A 19,588-nucleotide genomic window follows, 5' to 3' on the forward strand; every position below is an offset into this window, starting at 1 on the left:
GAAGCATGAGAGAGTCGCGTCATTGCCCGGCGGTATTGATCGCCGCACCGGCCTCCGGTCAGGGCAAGACCACCGTCACCGCCGCCTTGGCCCGATTGCACCGCAATCAGGGGCGCAAGGTGCGGGTCTTTAAATGTGGCCCCGATTTTCTCGACCCCATGATCCTCGAGCGCGCCAGCGGTGCGCCGGTGTATCAGGTCGACTTGTGGATGGTCGGCGCCGACGAAAGCCGGCGCTTGCTCTGGGAAGCGGCGGGTGAATCGGACCTTATCCTTATCGAAGGGGTCATGGGCCTGTTCGATGGCACGCCGTCCAGCGCCGATTTGGCCCGCCATTTTGGCGTGCCGGTATTGGGCGTGATTGACGGTACGGCCATGGCCCAGACGTTTGGCGCATTGGCCCTGGGCCTGGCGCGTTATCAGCCGGACCTGCCGTTTGCCGGGGTGTTGGCCAACCGGGTGGGCACTGTGCGCCACGCGCAGTTGCTGGAAGGCAGCCTGACCGAAGGCTTGCGCTGGTACGGCGCGTTGTCCCGCGAAACCGGGATCGAGTTGCCCAGCCGTCATTTGGGTCTGGTGCAAGCCAGCGAGTTGAACGATCTGGATATGCGTCTGGACGCCGCCGCCAATGCCTTGGCCAGCACCTGCGAGGTAGCGCTGCCACCGCCGGTGGAATTCGCCGCGCCTGAGCCGGTGGCCATTGAGCCGTTGCTGGCCGGTGTGCGGATTGCCGTGGCGCGCGATGAAGCGTTTGCCTTTACCTATGGCGCGAGCCTGGCACTGCTGCGCGACATGGGCGCTGAACTGGTGTTTTTTTCACCGATTCGCGACACCCAGCTGCCGCAGGCCGACAGTGTGTATTTACCCGGTGGTTACCCGGAACTCCATCACCAGGCCCTTGCGCGCAATACCTCGATGCTTGAAGCGATCCGTGCCCACCATCACGCGGGCAAACCGCTGTTGGCCGAGTGCGGCGGCATGCTTTATCTGCTCGACGCCTTGACCGATGTTGAAGGCCAGCGTGAAGCGCTGGTGGGGTTGCTCAAGGGCGAGGCAACGATGCAAAAGCGCCTGGCTGCGCTGGCCTTGCAAGCCGTCGAAATGCCCGAAGGCCTGCTGCGGGGTCACACTTATCATCACTCGCTGACCAGCACCGAACTTGAGCCCATTGCGCGGGGCCTGAGCCCCAATGGCGGGCGCGGTGCCGAAGCGGTGTATCGCGAAGGGCGTATGACGGCGTCTTATGTGCACTTTTACTTTCCGTCCAATCCCCAGGCCATTGCCGCGTTGTTCGCGCCGTGCGCTGTGAAGGTGCCATGAGCGACAACGCATTTAGCCCTGAAGAAAAGGCCGCTGTTTACCGCGCCATTGCTGAGCGTCGCGATATGCGGCATTTCAGCGGTGGTGAAGTAGCGCCCGAGTTGTTGGCCCGCTTGCTCGAAGCCGCGCATCAGGCACCGAGCGTGGGCCTGATGCAGCCGTGGCGGTTTATCCGCATCACCGACCGTGAGCTACGCGGCAAGATTCAAACCGTGGTCGAAGCCGAGCGGGTGCGCACCGCTGAAGCCTTGGGCGAGCGCTCCGACGAGTTCATGACACTCAAGGTCGAAGGCATTAATGACTGCGCCGAAGTGCTGGTGGCCGCGTTGATGGATGACCGCGAAAAGCACATTTTTGGCCGTCGGACATTGCCGGAAATGGACATGGCGTCGTTGTCCTGTGCGATTCAAAACCTCTGGCTGGCGGCGCGGGTCGAAGGCCTGGGCATGGGCTGGGTGTCGTTGTTTGAGCCTCAGGCGCTGGCCGATCTGCTGGGTCTGCCTGCCGGAGCCAAACCGCTGGCGGTGTTGTGCCTGGGGCCGGTCGAGCAGTTTTATCCGGCGCCGATGCTGGTGCTGGAAGGGTGGGCGCAGGCGCGCCCGCTGAGTGAGTTGGTGTACGAGAATTATTGGGGAGTAAAGCCATGAGTGTGGCGTTGTTGTGCGTTGCCGGTGTGGCGTTGGATGCGCTGCTCGGCGAGCCTAAACGCTGGCATCCGCTGGTTGCGTTTGGCCGCATGGCTGACCGTATCGAACAGCGTTTCAATTCCGGTGGCCGTGGCTGGCGCAGCCATGGTGTGACTGCCTGGGTACTGGCGGTGTTGCCGTTGACGATTCTGGCCACGGCTTTGTCGTGGCTGCCCTATATCGGTTGGCTGGTGGAGATTCTGGCGCTGTATTGCGCGCTGGGCATGCGCAGTCTCGGTGAGCACGTGCAGCCGGTGGCCGAGGCCTTACGCGCCAATGATCTGGACGAGGCGCGTACGCGGGTCGGTTATCTGGTCAGCCGTCAAACCAGCGAACTGGATGCAACCGAAGTGGCCCGGGCCGCTACTGAGTCGGTCCTGGAAAACGGCAGTGATGCGGTGTTCGCGGCGCTGTTCTGGTTTGCCGTTGCCGGTGCGCCGGGCGTGGTGCTCTACCGTTTGAGCAACACCCTGGACGCGATGTGGGGTTATCGCAACGAGCGCTTCGAGCGTTTTGGCTGGGCTGCTGCACGCATCGACGACCTGCTTAATTACATTCCTGCACGGCTGGTGGCACTGACCTACGCCTTGCTCGGTAAAACCCGCTTGGCATTGACCTGCTGGCGCAAGCAGGCGCCGCAATGGGACAGCCCCAATGCCGGGCCGGTGATGGCGGCCGGTGCCGGTGCGCTGGGAGTTGAGCTGGGTGGCGCAGCGATTTATCACGGTGAAGTGCATGAGCGCCCGCAGTTGGGTGAAGGCGTGCCCGCCGATGCCGATTCGATTGGCCGGGGCTGGCAGTTGGTGCAGCGCGGTGTGTGGCTGTGGTTACTGATCTTGTGCGTGGGGAGTGAGTTCTTTGCTTGAGCATGGTGGACGTTTGCGTCAGGCGGCCCTCGACTACGGCATCGCCGAGTCGCAATGGCTGGACTTGTCCAGTGGCCTCGCGCCCTGGCCTTTTGCAATCCCGGCGATCCCCGAGCGGGCCTGGGCGCGTTTGCCCGAAACCGATGACGGGCTGGAGCAGGCGGCCTGCGAGTATTACGGCGCCCCCCACGTATTGCCAGTGCCGGGTTCACAATGCGCGATCCAGTTGCTGCCGCGTCTGCGCCGCAGTGGCAAGGTCGGTGTGCTGTCACCGTGCTACGCCGAACATGCCGAATCGTGGCGACGCAATGGCTTCATCGTGCGTGAAGTTCTGGAGCAGGAAGTCGACATCTACCTCGACACCCTCGATGTGCTGGTGGTGGTCAACCCCAACAACCCCACGGGCCTGAGCTTGCCCCCCGAGCGTTTGCTCGACTGGCACGCACGGCTGGCCCAGCGCGGCGGCTGGCTGGTGGTGGACGAAGCCTTTATGGACAACACCCCCGAGTTGAGCCTGGCTGCCGAGAGCGGGCGCAGCGGATTGATTGTGCTGCGTTCGTTCGGCAAGTTTTTCGGCCTGGCCGGGGTGCGGTTGGGCTTTGTGCTGGCAGAGCTTAAATTGCTCAAGCTGCTGGCAGAGCAGGTCGGCCCGTGGGCCGTCAGCGGCCCGACGCGGATTGTCGGCCAGGCGTGCCTGCTCGACACCCAAGGCCATGCCCGGCAGCGAGAGCGCAGTGAGTTGGCCAGTGCCCGCTTGCAGCACTTGCTGGGCCAGCATGACTTGCTCGCGCAGGGCGGCTGCGCCTTGTTCCAGTGGCTGATCACCCCAGAGTCCGAGCAGCTTTACGACTTTATGGCCCGGCGCGGGATTTTGCTGCGCCTGTTTACCAGCAACAGCAGCGTGCGTTTTGGCCTGCCTGCCGATGAAGCCGACTGGTTGAAGCTGCAAGAGGCTTTGCAGGCTTATACCCAGTCGCGAACCAAGGACGTTTCATGAGCACATTGATGGTGCAGGGCACCACTTCCGATGCGGGCAAAAGCACGCTGGTAACGGCGTTGTGCCGCTGGCTGACCCGCGAGGGCGTGCGCGTGGTGCCGTTCAAGCCGCAGAACATGGCGCTCAACAGTGCCGTGACCGCTGAAGGCGGCGAAATTGGCCGCGCCCAGGCCGTACAGGCACAGGCCGCCGGTTTGCCGCCGCACACCGACATGAATCCGGTGTTGCTCAAGCCCAACAGCGACACCGGCGCCCAAGTGATTATCCATGGCCGCGCCGTCACCACCATGAATGCGGTGGCGTATCACGATTACAAGGCCATCGCCATGCAAGCAGTGCTGGCCTCGCATCAACGGCTCAGTGCTGCGTACCCGGTGGTCATGGTTGAAGGGGCGGGCTCTCCGGCCGAGATCAACCTGCGCGCCGGTGACATCGCCAACATGGGCTTTGCCGAAGCGGTGGATTGCCCGGTGGTGCTGATTGCCGACATCAATCGGGGCGGCGTTTTCGCGCACTTGGTCGGCACTCTGGAGTTGCTCTCCGAGACGGAGCAGGCACGGGTCAAAGGCTTCATCATCAACCGTTTTCGCGGTGACATTGCCTTGCTGCAACCGGGCCTCGACTGGCTGGAACAGCGCACCGGCAAGCCGGTGATTGGCGTGCTGCCCTACGTGCTGGATTTGCACCTTGAGGCCGAAGACGGCATCGACCAGCGCCAGACCGACAAGGTCGAGCACGTGCTCAAAGTGGTGGTGCCGGTATTGCCGCGCATCAGCAACCACACCGACTTCGACCCGCTGCGCTTGCACCCGCAAGTGGATTTGCAGTTTGTCGGGCCGGGGCAAGCGATCCCGCCGGCTGACTTGATCATCCTGCCGGGTTCAAAAAGCGTGCGCAGTGACCTGGCGTATTTGCGCGCCAATGGCTGGGACACGGCGATCAATCGCCACCTGCGCTACGGCGGCAAGGTGCTGGGTATTTGCGGCGGTTTGCAGATGCTCGGTGAGCAGGTGCATGACCCGTTGGGGCTGGAAGGGGCGCCCGGTTCGAGCGCTGGTTTCGGCTTGCTGGGCTTCAGCACCGAACTGGCCGCCGAGAAGCAACTGCGCAACGTGCGCGGCCATTTGCTGCTGGAAGACGCCGAGGTCAACGGCTACGAAATTCACGCCGGTGTCACCACGGGGGCGGCGCTGGAGCGGCCGGCAGTGCGTCTGGATGACGGCCGTTGTGACGGCGCGCAGAGTGCGGACGGGCACATTCTCGGCACGTACCTGCACGGTTTGTTCGAGTCGCCTGAGGCCTGCGGCGCGTTGCTGCGCTGGGCCGGGTTGCAGAACGTGCAGCACGTCGACTACCACGCCCTGCGCGAGCGCGACATCGAGCGCCTGGCCGATCTGGTCGAGAAACACCTGGACACGGCGTACTTGCGCGAGCTTTGCGGTATCTGATGCGTCATGGATCCTGTGGGAGCGGGCTTGCTCGCGATAGCATCGACCTGGTTTGCCAGTAATAGCGCGTCGCTTGCATCGCGAGCAAGCCCGCTCCCACAAGATCAAAAGCGGTATTTTTGAGGTTTTTAAACATGCAGCAACTGATTTTGGGTGGCGCCCGCTCGGGTAAAAGCCGCTTGGCCGAGAAGCTCGCGGCCGACTCTGGCTGCGCTGTCATCTACATCGCCACCAGCCAGCCGCTGGACGGCGAAATGAACGAGCGGGTTCGCCTGCACCGTGAGCGTCGCCCCGCACAGTGGGGCTTGATCGAAGAGCCGATTGAACTGGCCCGCGTGCTGCGTGAAAACGCCGGTGCACAGACCTGCCTGCTGGTGGATTGTCTGACCTTGTGGCTGACCAATCTGCTGATGCTTGAAGACCCGCAGCGCTTGAGCGCCGAGCGTGAGGCGCTGCTGGAGTGCCTGGCTGGATTGCCGGGGCACATTGTATTTGTCAGCAACGAAACCGGAATGGGTGTCGTGCCGCTGGGCGAATTGACTCGCCGTTACGTCGATGAAGCCGGTTGGTTGCATCAAGCCTTGGCCGAACGTTGCCAGCGAGTCGTACTGACCGTGGCGGGCCTGCCCCTGACATTGAAAGGAACTGCGCTATGAATACCCCGTGGTGGCTGAACCCGTGCAAAGCGGTTGATCGTGAGGTGCAAGCGGCGGCGGCCGAGCGCCAGCAGCAGTTGACCAAACCGGCGGGTTCGCTGGGGCAACTGGAAACCCTGGCTGTGCAGTTGGCCGGGTTGCAGGGGCGCTTGAAACCGCGTGTCGATCAGCTGTGGATTGCGATTTTTGCCGGTGATCATGGCGTGGTCGCCGAGGGCGTATCGGCTTACCCGCAGGAAGTGACCGGGCAGATGCTGGCCAACTTTGTCAGCGGTGGGGCGGCAATCAGCGTGCTGGCCCGTCAATTGGGTGCGCACCTGGACGTCGTCGACCTGGGCACGGTAACGCCGATGCTCAACCTGCCGGGTGTGCGGCATTTACAGCTGGGCGCGGGCACCGCCAATTTCGCCACAGGCCCTGCGATGTCTGATGCTCAGGGCCTGAAAGCCCTGGCGGCCGGTCGTGACAGCGTGGTGCGGGCACAAGAGCTGGGCTGCGAGTTGTTCGTGGGCGGCGAGATGGGCATTGGCAACACGGCCTCGGCCAGTGCCGTGGCCAGTGCTCTGCTGCAATGCCCGGCGTCTGAGCTGACCGGGCCGGGGACCGGGCTGGACGCTGCGGGCGTGAGCCACAAGGCGCGGGTGATTGAGCAGGCGCTGGCGTTTCATGACGGCTACCTGGACGACCCGCTGCAAACCTTGTTCCGCTTGGGCGGTTTTGAAATCGCGGCCCTGGCCGGTGCCTATGTGGCGTGCGCGCAAGCCGGGATTGTGGCGTTGGTCGACGGATTTATTTGCACCGTTGCGGCCATGGTTGCCGTGCGCTTGAACCCTGAGTGCCGCGAATGGCTGGTGTTCGGCCATCGCGGTGCCGAACACGGGCATCACCGTGTCCTGCAAAGCTTGCAGGCTGAGCCGTTGCTCGACCTCGGTTTGCGTTTGGGTGAAGGCAGTGGGGCTGCATTGGCGGTGCCGTTGGTGCGTCTGGCCTGCGACCTGCATGGGCAGATGGCAACGTTTGCTGAGGCGGCTGTCGCGGATCGCCCGGCATGAGCGTGACCCTGGACTTGCTTCGCCATGGTGAAACCGAGCTGGGCGGCGGGCTGCGCGGCAGCCTTGATGATGCGCTGACGCCCGTGGGCTGGGAGCAAATGCGCGCAGCCGTTCAGGGCCAAGGCCCGTGGGACCGGATTGTCAGTTCGCCGTTACAGCGTTGTGCCTTATTTGCCCAAGAACTGGCCGGGCAACTCGCGCTGCCAGTGACGTTCGACAAAGACCTGCAAGAGCTGCACTTTGGCGAGTGGGAAGGGCAGAGCGCCGCCGCGCTGATGCAAACCGATGAGCAGGCACTGGGCCTGTTTTGGGCAGACCCTTACAGTTTCACCCCGCCTCAGGGCGAGCCGGTGCTTGAGTTCTCGCAGCGGGTGCTGGCGGCGGTCACGCGCTTGCTGCAGGCCCACGCGGGGGAGCGGGTACTGGTGGTGTGCCACGGCGGGGTGATGAAGTTGCTGCTGGCGCAGGCCCGTGGTCTGCCCCGTGAACAGTTGCTGAACATTCAGGTGGTTAATGGTGCGCTGTTCGAGTTGCAGGTCGACGCACACGGCGTTTTGAGCGAGGGGGGCTGAACATGTTGCCGTTCTGGATTGCCTTGCAGTTTCTGAGCAGCTTGCCGATCCGCTTGCCCGGCATGCCGCAACCCCAGGAGCTTGGGCGGTCGTTGTTGTTCTACCCGCTGGTCGGGCTGTTGTTTGGTGTGCTGTTGTGGGCGCTGAACGGCCTGTTGGCCGGGGCGCCGTTGCTGTTGCACGCAGCCTTGTTGCTGAGCGCCTGGGTGTTGCTCAGTGGCGGCTTGCACCTGGACGGACTGGCTGACAGCGCGGATGCCTGGCTGGGCGGCTTTGGGGATCGCGAGCGCACCCTGACCATCATGAAAGACCCGCGCAGCGGCCCGATCGCCGTGGTCACGCTGGTGCTGGTGTTGTTACTCAAGTTCTGTGCCTTGCTGGCGTTGATCGAGCAGCAACACACGGCCGTCTTGTTGATCGCCCCGCTGATCGGCCGCAGTGCGTTGCTGGCGGTGTTTTTGACCACGCCATACGTGCGGGCAGGCGGCTTGGGCCAGGCCTTGGCCGATCACTTGCCGCGCAAGGCGGGTTGGTGGGTGCTGGGGTTCAGTGCAGTGGCCTGTGTGGTGATGGCCGGTACTGCCGGGATGTGGGCCTTGCTGCTGGCGGCGTTGGGCTTTGTGTGGCTGCGCCGGGTGATGATGCAGCGGCTGGGCGGCACCACGGGCGATACGGCAGGTGCGCTGCTGGAGCTGCTGGAAGTACTGATTTTAGTGGGGTTGGCGCTGGTGGCAGACTGACCCCGGTGTTGTTTAAATCTTGATTCTCCTTCATTGCGGGTATATACATACAAAATGTTACCAACCCAGTGTTTATGCACCAACCTGCGACGTGCTTCGCGGGGCATCAGCCGACATTACGACGGAGCCCTGGATGGCTTCGGGATCAACGTTGCGCAGTTTTCATTGATGAGCAACCTCAAGCGACTGGACCAGCCGAGTATTTCCAGCCTCGCCGAGGCCATGGGGCTGGATCGCAGTACCTTGGGGCGAAACCTGCGGGTGCTGGAAGGCGCTGGCCTGGTGAAGATGTCTGAAGGTGAGGACCACCGTAATCGGCTGGTCTGCCTGACCGAAGAGGGTGAGAGGCGCTTCAATGCCGCCTGGCCAGCCTGGGAGGCCGCACAACAGCGCTTGGTCGCGCGTTTGGGAGAAGACCGGCGCGAACAGTTGCTGCAGTTATTGGATGAGCTGGCGGGTGTCGATTAGCACCCGTTATACGAATAAGAATGGGTATATACCCGCATCAGGAGAATAACAATGACATCGGTGTGGCGAACGAGCGGGTGGGTGCTGCTGGGCAGTGCGTTGATTTTGGCGCTGTCATTGGGGGTCAGGCACGGCTTTGGTTTGTTCTTGCCGCCCATGAGTGCGCAGTTCGGCTGGGGGCGAGAGGTGTTTGCCTTCGCCATCGCCTTGCAGAACCTGATCTGGGGCCTGGCTCAGCCGTTCACCGGTGCGTTGGCTGATCGCTTTGGCGCCGCCAAGGTGGTGATCGTCGGCGGTGTGCTCTATGCCGTCGGGCTGGTGCTGATGGGCATGTCGGACTCGTTGCTGACACTGTCGTTAAGTGCTGGCCTGTTGATTGGTATCGGCCTGTCCGGCACGTCGTTTTCGGTCATTTTGGGTGTGGTCGGCCGTGCCTTGCCGCCAGAGAAACGCAGCATGGGCATGGGGATCGCCAGTGCGGCGGGCTCCTTTGGCCAGTTTGCAATGCTGCCCGGCACGCTGGGATTGATCGGCTGGCTTGGCTGGTCGTCCGCTTTGCTGGTACTGGGCTTGCTGGTGGCCATGATCGTGCCGTTGGTGAGCATGCTCAAGGACCGGCCAACACCGAGCCTGGGCGGCGAGCAAACACTCAAGGAAGCGCTGCGTGAGGCCTGCACTCACTCGGGCTTCTGGCTGCTGGCGTTTGGTTTTTTTGTCTGCGGGTTTCAGGTCGTGTTTATCGGCATCCACTTGCCGGCCTACCTGGTCGATCAGCATTTGCCTGCCACCGTGGGCACCACGGTATTGGCCCTGATTGGCCTGTTTAATATTTTTGGTACTTACACCGCCGGATGGCTGGGCGGGCGTATGTCCAAACCGCGTTTGCTGACCGCGTTGTACCTGGCGCGCGCTGTGGTGATCGTGGTGTTTTTGTGGGCGCCGCTGTCGCAATTCAGCGCTTATCTGTTTGGCATGGCCATGGGCTTTTTGTGGCTCTCGACCGTGCCACTGACCAACGGTACCGTCGCCACAATGTTTGGCGTGCGTAACTTGTCGATGCTGGGCGGGATTGTCTTTTTGTTCCATCAACTGGGCGCATTTCTGGGCGGTTGGCTGGGCGGCGTGGTCTATGATCAAACCGGCAGTTACGAACTGATCTGGCAAGGTTCTATCGTGCTCAGTCTGTTGGCAGCGGCTTTGAACTGGCCGGTGCGTGAGCGTCCGGTTGCGCGTTTGCAGGCACAAGGGAGCATGGCGTGAGTTCACTGTGGCTTTGGTTGGGTGGCATCAGTGCAGGCTTTTTGCTGCTGGCCCTGAGCTGGTGGGGCTGGCATCAAGGTGGCCTGGCCTTGCTGGAGTTAGGCATGGGCACTTGCTAGTGCCGTGCCGGGGCGAGTAAGTTCTGTGCCTGCACCTCTATAAAGGACACGAACAATGCTAAAGCGCTGGATTGCGATGCCCGTACTGTTGTTGGCGTGCGCGGGTTCTGTCTGGGCGGCTGATTGCCCGTCTTTGCTTGAAGGTTCATTACCCAAACTACGGGCTAAAGAGTCGATCGATCTGTGTAAGCAGTTTGCCGGCAAGCCTTTGTTGATTGTGAACACGGCCAGCTTTTGCGGGTTTGCGCCCCAGTTTGAAGGCCTCGAGGCGTTGAACCAGCGCTTTAAGGGCCAGGGGCTGGAAGTGATCGGCGTACCGTCCAATGACTTCAAGCAAGAGGCCAAAGATGGCGAAGAGACGGCCAAGGTCTGCTACGTCAATTACGGTGTGACCTTCACCATGACCGAACCGCAAAAGGTGCGGGGTGACGGTGCAACGCACCTGTTCAAGGTCCTGGCTGAACAAAGCAGCACGCCCAAGTGGAATTTCTACAAGTACGTGGTGGACCGCAAAGGCAATGTGATTGCCAGCTTCTCGAGCCTGACCAAACCGGACAATCCGGAGTTGATCGAAGCTATAGAAAAAGCCATCGCCTCAAAGTCCTGATTCCTACACAAGAAAAAGCCCCGCCTCTGCAAAGAGAGCGGGGCTTTTTAGTTCAGGCTGTGTGAGCGTCAGGCTCTCGCAAGCTTAGAACTTGTACGTTGCACCGACAGCAAAGCCGTTGGCGCTGTTTTCGTACTTGGCGCTGTAGTTGTTGATGCCTTTGGAATCGTTAACTTTGACCGACTCTTCTTTCAGGTAAGAGTAAGCCACGTCGATAACCAGATTCTCGTTAACGGCATAACCGGCACCCAAGCTGAAGATCGTCCGGTCACCGGTAGGGATGCGTGGCGAGCGATTTTCATTGTTGGTAGGCGATTGGTCCCAGGTCAAACCGGTACGCAGTACCCACTGCTTGTTCAACTGATACGACGTACCGATGGCGTAAGCCCAGGTGTCGTGCCAGTTTTGTTCTTCTTTGATGGTCGTGAACGCTTGAGCGCCGCCAGCACCGGCGTTGGCCATGGTCACGCCTTTGTTCTGCACGGTGATGTCTTTCAAGCGGCTCCAGCGGGTCCAGGTGCTACCGGCATAGACCTTCCAGGCATCAGACAGGTCTTGGGTAACGGACAGGTCCCAGGATTCCGGGGTGTCGATCGACAGCGAAGCGTCATAGCGGTTGCTTTGCAGCAGCTGTGGCGGAGTACCTGCGCCCGCTCCGATTTCGGTGTGGCCTTTAAGCTTGTAGGTCACTTTGGAGTGGTAGGTCAGACCGACACGGGTAGTGTCTGTGGCTTGCACCAGAACACCGGCGTTCCAGCCCAGTGCGGTGTCATCACCTTTGATCTTGACGTGGGCTTCAGGTGTGCCGGGCACCAGTGCAAGATCCGACTCCAGCTTGCCGGAGATGCGGTTGATGGTCGGGCCGAAACCTACCGAAACGCGATCATTGAAGGCGTAGCTGACAGTAGGCTGCAGGGTCACGACTTTTACGTCACTGGTGCTGCCGAAGGCACGGCCCTGGAAGCTTTTTTCGTACTCGGTTGCCAGGCCGAAAGGTGCATAAACACCGAAGCCGATGGCCCACTGGTCATTGAGCTTGTTGGTGTAGAAGCCCATTGGCACGCCGGTGAAAGGGACCATGTCGCCTTTGTTGGTGCCTTTGACGTTGCCGTTGGCATTTTTGATATCGGTTGAGGCGTCGATCACGGCGATACCGCCTGTGACCTGTTGTCCGCTTAGGCGGGACATACCGGCAGGGTTACCGAAAACGGTACTTGCATCGTCAGCAGAAGATGAGCGACCTGCGAAGCCGGTCCCCATACCGCTAACGCTTTGTTCGTTGAGGGCGAAGCCGCTTGCGAAAATCTGGCTGGAAGCCAAAGTGACAGCGAGGCTAAGTGTGGTCTTGAGCATTACTTTTTTCATTATTAGAACTCCTTTTGATCACCGGACGAAAGCTACCAACATTTTTGTAAGAGCGCTATAGGCTAAATCGCAGAAGATAACGATGTTTTGTAGGACAATCCGACCGTTTTCCGATCATTTACAGGTTTGCAGAGGGTTGAAAAATCTCAAGCCGCTTGGTTGAGAACGGTCATGCAGTCGCGCCCAACATCCTTGAAAGTGTGCAAACGTCCTTTTAGCTCAACTACTTGGCGCTACTGCAGGTCTTGCGGGTGTGCTGTCGGTGTAAAGGTTGGCTGACTGCAATGCCTGGCAACAAAACATTGGCGTACAAAGTGTATTTTTGTTTGGTCAGGTTAACTTTGATGCAGTGATGTAAAGCTTCAGCTCCCTGGCGTGATCCCTGTGCAGCGTCGGCGCCTGAAAATGGCCGGCGGCACCCAGGCGCTTGGCAGCTGTGGGTCGTGAGGGTGCGCCGGAAGCGGTTTTTGCCGCTTGAGTTGAAGTGTAGTGTCATATCTCTGTTGTAAAGCTCTGTTTTTAAATCGTTTGTAGCTTCTAGGTGTAAACGATATATCCGCAAGTGCTTAAGCGATGCCGGATATTTCTTAAATGACGCCCAACAAAAAGCCCTGCTGTTCGGGCAGGGCTTGTTGGATAAGCGCTTGCGGGTCTTAGGCGATAAGTGCCTGACGAGTACGCTCGATCACAGCTTGCAGAGGCTCTGCGCTGGAATATTGATCGGGGTACAGGCGTTCGCTGTGACGGGCGATGCCGTGTTCGTTGACCAGGGTGAAGCTGAAGCAGCCTTTGCGAGCGGCCATAATCAGGCAGTTCATTGGAGCAAAAGCGTTGGTTAGGGTGCGAATGGCATCCTGAGTGTGGATTTGAGTATTCATAGTTATTAGGTGTTCCTACAAAAGACACAGATATGATCCGTGCTGCGTTAAAACGTTCCAGTGACGTCGGGCCATTTTGGCGGGACGAAGAACCTGTCTGGAACAAAGCCGCCAGTTGGAGCGCATTAAATATGTGGCGCTTGGGCTGGCAGGTAGGTACTTAGGAGGGCAGGCAATCACAACAAGAGCTAAGGTTCCGTGCTCTGGGTGAAGATCCTGATCAATTTGCAGGTTGGTTCGGTCAGAGTAAAAAACTTCGCGATACCCTTTGCTTGTTCAAAGGCTGTATCGGCACAAGATTTACCTGGAAACCATCTTGGGGGTCGATCCCGTTTTATCAGCGCGGCCATCTATCTGAGAGGCTGCTGAGGGATTTGTTCGGCCCGAATTGACTTTCAGCTTGGTACTAACGCTGCGGATACTATCGGGTTGAAAATTTAAATGCAAGTGTGCTAGCAAAAAAACATCCTGCAACGGTGTTCGGGGCATCACGCATAACAGGCCGTATCGGGGCTGTTATTAGCCTGTTTTAGGCAATATTCCACGTGGGCTTGCCTGGGCAGCGAGCGTCACACGGGTGTTGAATGGGGGTGTTTTCTGCGGGTGAGTCCTACATTTTTTGCCTCTGAATCGCCCTGCGCGCTGCACGGAATGTGATCTTTTGCACATTTGCAACACAACCAACATATTCGTCTGCGAGGTCAAAGTCGGCAGCTGTCTAGCCTGTTCCGCAAATTTAAGTCAATGAAAAACATCGTTTTTTTTAATTGGTGAAAAAATCGACAGTTTGACTCTAGGCCCCGTAGGGTGGGGGTTTGCGGGGGGTAAACGAGGGTTGTCCACTGACTTATCCACAGGATCTGTGGATTGTCACGCGCGCTTGCTCTAGATCGCGGGTATAGACTTTTTTCGGCTTTACCCAAGCGAAAAAAGGAGTAGAGTGGCGCGCCTTCTGTTCTGCCCTACAGTGTTTTATGAAGTTTCGCACAGCTACTTCCTCTGCTACTCGCTCCAGCACATCACCTGCAGCGCCTAAACGCTTTTCTTTGCGCATTGCGGTCTGGCTGCTGGACAACCCTCACCTGGGCGCTAAATCCAGCGTCAAACACGTTGCCGGCCATTTGCTCAAGCAGCCTGCCCGCCAAGGTGTGGTGCTGGCGCAAAGCCGTTTGGGGCAATTGATGTGCCGTGATTGTGGAAGCTCCCGGGACCAACGCATTGGTCACGAGCTTTTGCGTCAGGCCGCCCGCGCCGGTGACCGCGTTGCTCAACAGGAATTGAGCAAGATCGAAGACTGAGCTGTCTTCGTGCCCTGAGCTTGGTTAACCTTGCTTTTTTACCTTGCGCGGAGTGGTTATGGCCCTGGACCTGAGCAGTATTTTGCTGGGCTTGGCGTTGGCAGGCGTGCCGTTGTTGGCGTTCGTTTGGCAATTGCAGCGGCGCGCCAGCGGGCATCAAGCCGAGTTGAACCTGCTCGAAGAGCGCCTGAATATGGCCCAGTTGGCTCAGGACGGTCTGAGCGCACAGCTGGACGCCAGTCGCGATGAAATCAGTGACTTGGGGCAGGCCAACACGGCCAAGCAGGCCGATCTGGCGGCACTACGCCGCGAGGTCGAACTGTTGCAGGTAGAGCGCGACAACGCGCGTGATGCTGCCCACGCCTGGAACCTGGAGCGCGCACAGAAAGAAGCCGAGCTGCGTCACCTCGGCGCTCAGGCTGCCGCTCTAAGCGCCGAACTGCGCGAGCAACAAGAAAGCCATCAACAACGTTTGAGCGATCTGCAAGGGGCACGAGATGAATTGCGCGCGCAGTTTTCGGAGCTGGCCGGCAAGATTTTTGATGAGCGCGAACAACGTTTTGCGCAAACCAGCAATGAGCGTCTGGGCCAATTGCTCGACCCGCTTAAAGAGCGCATTCAGTCTTTCGAAAAGCGCGTTGAAGAAAGTTACCAGCAGGAAGCCCGTGAGCGCTTCTCGCTGGGCAAAGAGCTGGAGCGTCTGCAGCAACTTAACCTGCGCTTGAGCGACGAAGCCACCAACCTCACGCGCGCCTTGAAAGGCCAGAAGACTCAGGGCAACTGGGGCGAGCTGATTCTGGAGCGGGTGCTTGAGCATGCCGGGCTCGAAAAGGGCCGCGAGTATCAAACCCAGGTCAGCCTTAAAGGGCCGGATGGCGAGCGCTTTCAGCCGGACGTGTTGATCCTGTTGCCGGGCGACAAGCAGGTGGTGGTCGACTCCAAAGTCAGCCTGACTGCGTATCAGCAGTTTGTCGGTGCCGATGATGACGTGATCGGCCAGGCGGCGCTTAAACAGCATGTGCTGTCACTGCGTAATCACGTCAAAGGCCTGGCCGGCAAAGACTATAAGCGTCTGGAAGGCCTGCACAGCCTGGATTTTGTGTTGTTGTTCGTGCCCATCGAAGCGGCTTTTTCAGCGGCGCTGCAAGCCGAACCCAACCTGTTTCAGGAAGCCTTTGACCGCAACATCGTGATCGTCAGCCCGACCACATTGCTTGCCACCTTGCGAGTGATCGACAGCCTGTGGAAGCAGGAACGCCAGAGCCAGAACGCCCGAGAAATCGCCGAGCGGGCCGGTTGGCTGTACGACAAGTTTGTGCTGTTTATCCAGGACCTGGATGAAGTCGGTAATCGTCTTCAGCAGTTGGATAAAGCCTACGCAGCAGCACGCAACAAACTGACAGATGGGCGCGGCAACCTTGTCAGCCGCAGCGAACAGCTCAAATTGCTCGGTGCACGGGCCAGTAAAAGCTTGCCGCCCGAATTGCTGGAGCGGGCCATGACCGACATCAACGGCGTAGCGCACCCGGCTGAGTAAGTTCTTGTAGGGTCGCTGCGCTACAGGTTTACCGGCTCTTGTAGTCGCTGACGAGGCACGAAGGCTGCGATGCGGGCCCCGGATAGCCGTTTAGGGTCGCTGCGCAAGCCATCGCAGCCTCATGCTTGGGCAGCGACTACAGGTTCAGGCAAGGTGCGGATCACAACGGCACATGCCGGCTCAGCAGTGCTCTCAACACCGCAGGCTTGACCGGCTTACCCAGATATTCCAGCCCCGCTGCATGCACTTCGGCAATCATTTCCTGGCGTCCGTCGGCGCTGATGACCACGCCCGGCACGGGCTCGCCCAGTTGCGCGCGCAGCCAGCCCATCAGCTCGGTGCCGGTTTCGCCGTTGTCCAGGTGGTAGTCGACCAACACCAGTTGCGGGCGCACGCCGTCGTTTAGCAAGGCTGCGCATTCATCGCGGTTTCTGGCGGTCCACACGCGGCAGCCCCAACGCGTCAGCAGGCTCTGCATGCCGATCAAAATGCTGTCTTCGTTGTCGATACACAGCACTTGCGCACCCGTCACCGATTGGCTTTTTGGCTCGCTGGGCACCGCTTGTGGTGCGGCTTGGGCCTGTGCCAGCGGCACGCTGACGCTGAATACGCTGCCTTTGCCCGGCCATGAGCGCACTTGCAGGGTGTGCCCGAGCACTCGGCACAGGCCGTCAGCAATCGCCAAGCCCAACCCCAGGCCTTTTTCGGCGCGGGTCTGGTGGCTGTCCAGGCGTTTGAACTCTTCAAAAATCACTTGCAGCTTGTCTTGCGGGATACCGGGGCCGCGATCCCAGACCTCCAGGCACAAGTGCTGGCCACGCCGCCGCACGCCCAGCAGTATCGGGCCCTTGGCGTAACGGAAGGCGTTGGTCAGGAAGTTTTGCAGGATGCGCCGCAGCAGCTTGATGTCGCTGCTGACCCGCAAGCGGCTGCCACGCACCCGGAACTTGAGGCCTTGCTCTTGTGCCTGGGCGGTAAATTCAGTGCCCAGGGTATTGAACAGATCATTGATTGCAAATGGCTTGATGTCGGGTGTGAATTTGCCGTTTTCCAGACGGGAAATATCCAGCAAGTCGCTGATCAAGTCCTCGGCTGAACGCAGCGAACTGTCCAGATGTTGCACCAGTTTCTGCGCTTCCGGGCTTAAGTCTTCCTGGTGCGAAAGGGCGGCCGAGAACAGCCGCGCCGCATTCATGGGCTGCATCAGGTCATGGCTGACAGCGGCCAGAAAACGGGTCTTCGATTGGTTGGCGGCCTCGGCAATACCTTTGGCTTCGGTCAGCGCCTTGTTCAGTTCCGACAGTTCACGGGTTCGCTCGGCGACGCGCTGTTCTAGGCCTTCGTTGGCCTCGGTGAGCGCCTGTTCGGCCTCACGGAACGCGGTAATGTCGGTAAAACTCATGACGAACCCGCCGCCCGGCATGGGGTTGCCGATCAGCTCGATCACCCGTCCATTGGGGAACAGGCGTTCAGAGGTGTGCGCCCGACCTTGGCGCATCCAGTGCAGGCGGCGCGCCACGTGCACTTCTGCTTCGCCGGGGCCGCACAGGCCGCGTTCGGCGTTATGGCGAATAATATCGGCAATCGGGCGGCCAACGCTGATCAGCCCCTCCGGATAGTCGAACAGTTCCAGGTAGCGGCGGTTCCAGGCCACGAGCCGCAGGGACTGGTCGACCACGCTGATGCCCTGGGTGATGTTTTCGATTGCGCCCTGGAGCAAGGCACGGTTGAACTGCAACACTTCTGACGCTTCGTCGGCAATGCGTACGACGTCTTCAAGCTGCATTTCCCGGCCTTCAATGGCGGCCTTAACCACCGCGCGGGTTGACGACGCGCCCAGTACACCGGCCAGCAAGCGCTCGGTATGGGCGATCCATTCGCCATCTGCGTTCTGATTGGGGTTGAAGCCTTTGCCCTGGCGGTAGGCGAAGCGGATAAAGCTCTGGCGGGCGCGTTCTTCGCCGACAAAGCGGGCCGCCAGTGTCAGCAGGTCGTTGATTTGCACTGAGAGCATGGAGCGGCCGCTGGGGTGGCTGCTGATTTCCTGGCCGATAAAACGTCCGGCCTGCCAGTGCTCTGACACTCGGGTACGCGACAGTACCGAGACCCAGGCAAACAGGGTGAAGTTACCGGCCAGCGACAGCACCACGCCCTGTGTCAGCGGGGTGATCGGCAGACCCAACGGGTTGCTGTGCAGCCACGCCAGCCCCGGAAAGTGATTTAGATGCCAGCCCATGCTGTGGGCGATCAGCGGCAGCACCAGGGTGTAAAACCAGATAAACGTACCGGTCGCCAACCCGGCAAAAACACCCCGGCGGTTGGCTTGTTTCCAGTACAGCGCGCCAAGCATTGCGGGCGCCAGTTGAGTGACCGCCGCGAAGGAAATTTGCCCGATGGTGGCCAGGCTGGCCGTGGAACCCAGCAAGCGGTAACTGACATACGCCAGCAGCAGGATGACCACGATCGACACGCGGCGCACCGAGAGCATCCAGTAACGGAATACTTCGAACGGGCGCTCAGCGTTTTTGTGGCGCAACAACCACGGCAACAGCATGTCGTTGGACACCATGGTCGACAGCGCCACGCTCGCCACAATTACCATGCCGGTGGCGGCCGAGGCGCCGCCAATAAAGGCCAGCAACGCCAGCGCCGGGTGAGCCTGGGCCAGTGGCAGGCTGATCACGAACGAGTCCGGCAGCACCGAGCTAGGCAGCATCATTTGCCCGGCCAGGGCAATCGGCACCACAAACAGCGCCGCTAATATCAGGTAGGCCGGGAACACCCATTTGGCCAGGCGCAGGTCTTGCGGCTCGATGTTCTCAACCACGGTGACGTGGAACTGCCGGGGCAGGCAGATGATCGCCATCATGGCGACGCCGGTTTGCACCACCATCGATGGCCAGTTGATGGTTTCTTTCCAGTACTCTTCAAGACGCGGCGCCAGCATGGCCTGGCTGAACAGGTCGTCGAAACCGTCATACAGCCCAAAGGTGACAAACGCGCCGACCGCTAAAAAGGCGAAGAGCTTGACCAGCGATTCGAAGGCAATTGCCAGCACCATGCCCCGGTGGTGTTCAGTTGAGTCGAGGTTGCGGGTACCAAACACGATGGTGAACAGGGCCAGTACCAGCGATACCAGCAACGCCGTGTCCTGGGCGCGAGTGCCGGTGGCGTCTGCGCCCGCGCCGATCAGCAGGTTAACGCCGAGCACGATGCCTTTAAGTTGCAGGGCGATGTAAGGCAGCACGCCGACCAGGCAGATCAAGGCCACGACAATCGCCAGTGACTGGGATTTGCCATAGCGTGCGGCAATAAAGTCGGCAATCGAGGTGATGTTCTCTTGCTTGCTGATCATCACCATTTTTTGCAGGACCCAGGGTGCGCAGACCAACAGCAGCACCGGCCCCAGGTAAATCGGCAAGAACGCCCAGAGTTGTTCGGCGGCCTGGCCCACGGCGCCAAAGAAGGTCCAACTGGTGCAGTACACCGCCAGCGACAAACTGTAGACCCACGCGCGTACCCGCGGCGGCAGCGGTTTGCTGCGCCGGTCACCATAAAAGGCAATGGCGAACATGATGGCCATATAAGCCAGGGCGACGGCGGCAATCAGCCCGCTGGACAACGACATGGAGACTCCTGAAGGTAAATAGACCCGGGCGATCCGGCCCGCAAGTCTAGTCTCGCACGATGTTTAAATCGCGTCAGGCTCGACCATGGTCT

General features: G+C 60.1%; 18 protein-coding genes. 15 read left to right on the forward strand and 3 right to left on the reverse strand.

Going from position 1 to position 19,588, the window contains the following annotated elements; all coding sequences use genetic code 11:
* Nucleotides 1-5: 5 nt before the first annotated feature.
* The 13 genes from GHO41_RS00080 (at nt 6) to GHO41_RS00135 (ending at nt 10,790) form a co-directional block, all read left to right on the forward strand.
* A complete protein-coding gene (locus tag GHO41_RS00080) occupies nt 6-1,319 on the forward strand; it encodes a cobyrinate a,c-diamide synthase (protein ID WP_153356344.1) in 1,314 nt (437 codons plus the stop codon).
* Nucleotides 1,316-1,966 (forward strand): 5,6-dimethylbenzimidazole synthase, encoded by a 651-nt coding sequence (gene bluB / locus GHO41_RS00085; protein ID WP_048369756.1) that lies wholly within the window; start codon nt 1,316-1,318, stop codon nt 1,964-1,966. Before GHO41_RS00080 ends, bluB begins: the two co-directional genes overlap by 4 nt.
* Nucleotides 1,963-2,871, forward strand: a complete 909-nt coding sequence (gene cbiB, locus GHO41_RS00090) for an adenosylcobinamide-phosphate synthase CbiB (protein WP_153329052.1) — start codon at nt 1,963-1,965, stop codon at nt 2,869-2,871. The genes bluB and cbiB overlap by 4 nt, the downstream gene beginning before the upstream one ends.
* A complete protein-coding gene (gene cobD, locus GHO41_RS00095) occupies nt 2,864-3,868 on the forward strand; it encodes a threonine-phosphate decarboxylase CobD (RefSeq protein WP_153432612.1) in 1,005 nt (334 codons plus the stop codon). Before cbiB ends, cobD begins: the two co-directional genes overlap by 8 nt.
* Entirely contained in the window at nt 3,865-5,316 is a 1,452-nt protein-coding gene (locus GHO41_RS00100) for a cobyric acid synthase (protein WP_153432530.1), read from the forward strand. The genes cobD and GHO41_RS00100 overlap by 4 nt, the downstream gene beginning before the upstream one ends.
* A gap of 134 nt (nt 5,317-5,450) precedes the next feature.
* The gene (cobU, locus tag GHO41_RS00105) at nt 5,451-5,972 is read left to right on the forward strand and encodes a bifunctional adenosylcobinamide kinase/adenosylcobinamide-phosphate guanylyltransferase (RefSeq protein ID WP_048369764.1); all 522 of its coding nucleotides are present in this window, start codon (nt 5,451-5,453) and stop codon (nt 5,970-5,972) included.
* A complete protein-coding gene (gene cobT, locus GHO41_RS00110) occupies nt 5,969-7,024 on the forward strand; it encodes a nicotinate-nucleotide--dimethylbenzimidazole phosphoribosyltransferase (protein ID WP_153432531.1) in 1,056 nt (351 codons plus the stop codon). Before cobU ends, cobT begins: the two co-directional genes overlap by 4 nt.
* On the forward strand, nt 7,021-7,596 hold the full coding sequence (locus tag GHO41_RS00115) for a histidine phosphatase family protein (protein ID WP_153432533.1): 576 nt from the start codon (nt 7,021-7,023) through the stop codon (nt 7,594-7,596). The genes cobT and GHO41_RS00115 overlap by 4 nt, the downstream gene beginning before the upstream one ends.
* 2 nt (nt 7,597-7,598) lie before the next feature.
* Complete coding sequence (locus GHO41_RS00120) at nt 7,599-8,336, forward strand: adenosylcobinamide-GDP ribazoletransferase (protein WP_153432534.1); 738 nt, start codon at nt 7,599-7,601, stop codon at nt 8,334-8,336.
* Nucleotides 8,337-8,390: 54 nt separating this feature from the next.
* Nucleotides 8,391-8,804: a MarR family winged helix-turn-helix transcriptional regulator gene (locus GHO41_RS00125; protein WP_048369773.1), complete on the forward strand. Its 414-nt coding sequence runs from the start codon at nt 8,391-8,393 to the stop codon at nt 8,802-8,804.
* A 51-nt stretch (nt 8,805-8,855) separates the two neighbouring features.
* Complete coding sequence (locus tag GHO41_RS00130; protein ID WP_048369776.1) at nt 8,856-10,064, forward strand: MFS transporter; 1,209 nt, start codon at nt 8,856-8,858, stop codon at nt 10,062-10,064.
* Entirely contained in the window at nt 10,061-10,183 is a 123-nt protein-coding gene (locus GHO41_RS30205; RefSeq protein ID WP_256677239.1) for a hypothetical protein, read from the forward strand. The genes GHO41_RS00130 and GHO41_RS30205 overlap by 4 nt, the downstream gene beginning before the upstream one ends.
* A 55-nt stretch (nt 10,184-10,238) precedes the next feature.
* Complete coding sequence (locus tag GHO41_RS00135) at nt 10,239-10,790, forward strand: glutathione peroxidase (protein WP_048386806.1); 552 nt, start codon at nt 10,239-10,241, stop codon at nt 10,788-10,790.
* A gap of 84 nt (nt 10,791-10,874) precedes the next feature.
* Here GHO41_RS00135 and GHO41_RS00140 read toward each other — a convergent pair whose 3' ends face one another.
* Nucleotides 10,875-12,155, reverse strand: coding sequence for an OmpP1/FadL family transporter (locus GHO41_RS00140; protein ID WP_048369780.1), 1,281 nt, complete (start codon nt 12,153-12,155; stop codon nt 10,875-10,877).
* A 653-nt stretch (nt 12,156-12,808) separates the two neighbouring features.
* The gene (locus GHO41_RS00145) at nt 12,809-13,033 is read right to left on the reverse strand and encodes a hypothetical protein (RefSeq protein WP_048369782.1); all 225 of its coding nucleotides are present in this window, start codon (nt 13,031-13,033) and stop codon (nt 12,809-12,811) included.
* 974 nt (nt 13,034-14,007) lie between these two features.
* Between GHO41_RS00145 and GHO41_RS00150 the strand changes: the two genes are divergently transcribed.
* Both GHO41_RS00150 and rmuC read left to right on the forward strand, forming a co-directional pair.
* Nucleotides 14,008-14,331 carry a hypothetical protein gene (locus GHO41_RS00150; protein WP_048369784.1) on the forward strand — a complete coding sequence of 108 codons (324 nt, stop codon included), beginning with the start codon at nt 14,008-14,010 and terminating at the stop codon, nt 14,329-14,331.
* Between the two features lie 172 nt (nt 14,332-14,503).
* Entirely contained in the window at nt 14,504-15,868 is a 1,365-nt protein-coding gene (rmuC, locus tag GHO41_RS00155) for a DNA recombination protein RmuC (RefSeq protein ID WP_178126445.1), read from the forward strand.
* Nucleotides 15,869-16,028: 160 nt separating this feature from the next.
* On the opposite strand, the gene GHO41_RS00160 is transcribed toward rmuC, so the two are convergent.
* Entirely contained in the window at nt 16,029-19,496 is a 3,468-nt protein-coding gene (locus GHO41_RS00160) for a PAS domain-containing hybrid sensor histidine kinase/response regulator (protein WP_153327678.1), read from the reverse strand.
* Nucleotides 19,497-19,588: the final 92 nt, after the last annotated feature.

Source organism: Pseudomonas sp. FSL R10-0399, from assembly GCF_009600165.1.
Lineage (GTDB): Bacteria > Pseudomonadota > Gammaproteobacteria > Pseudomonadales > Pseudomonadaceae > Aquipseudomonas > Aquipseudomonas helleri.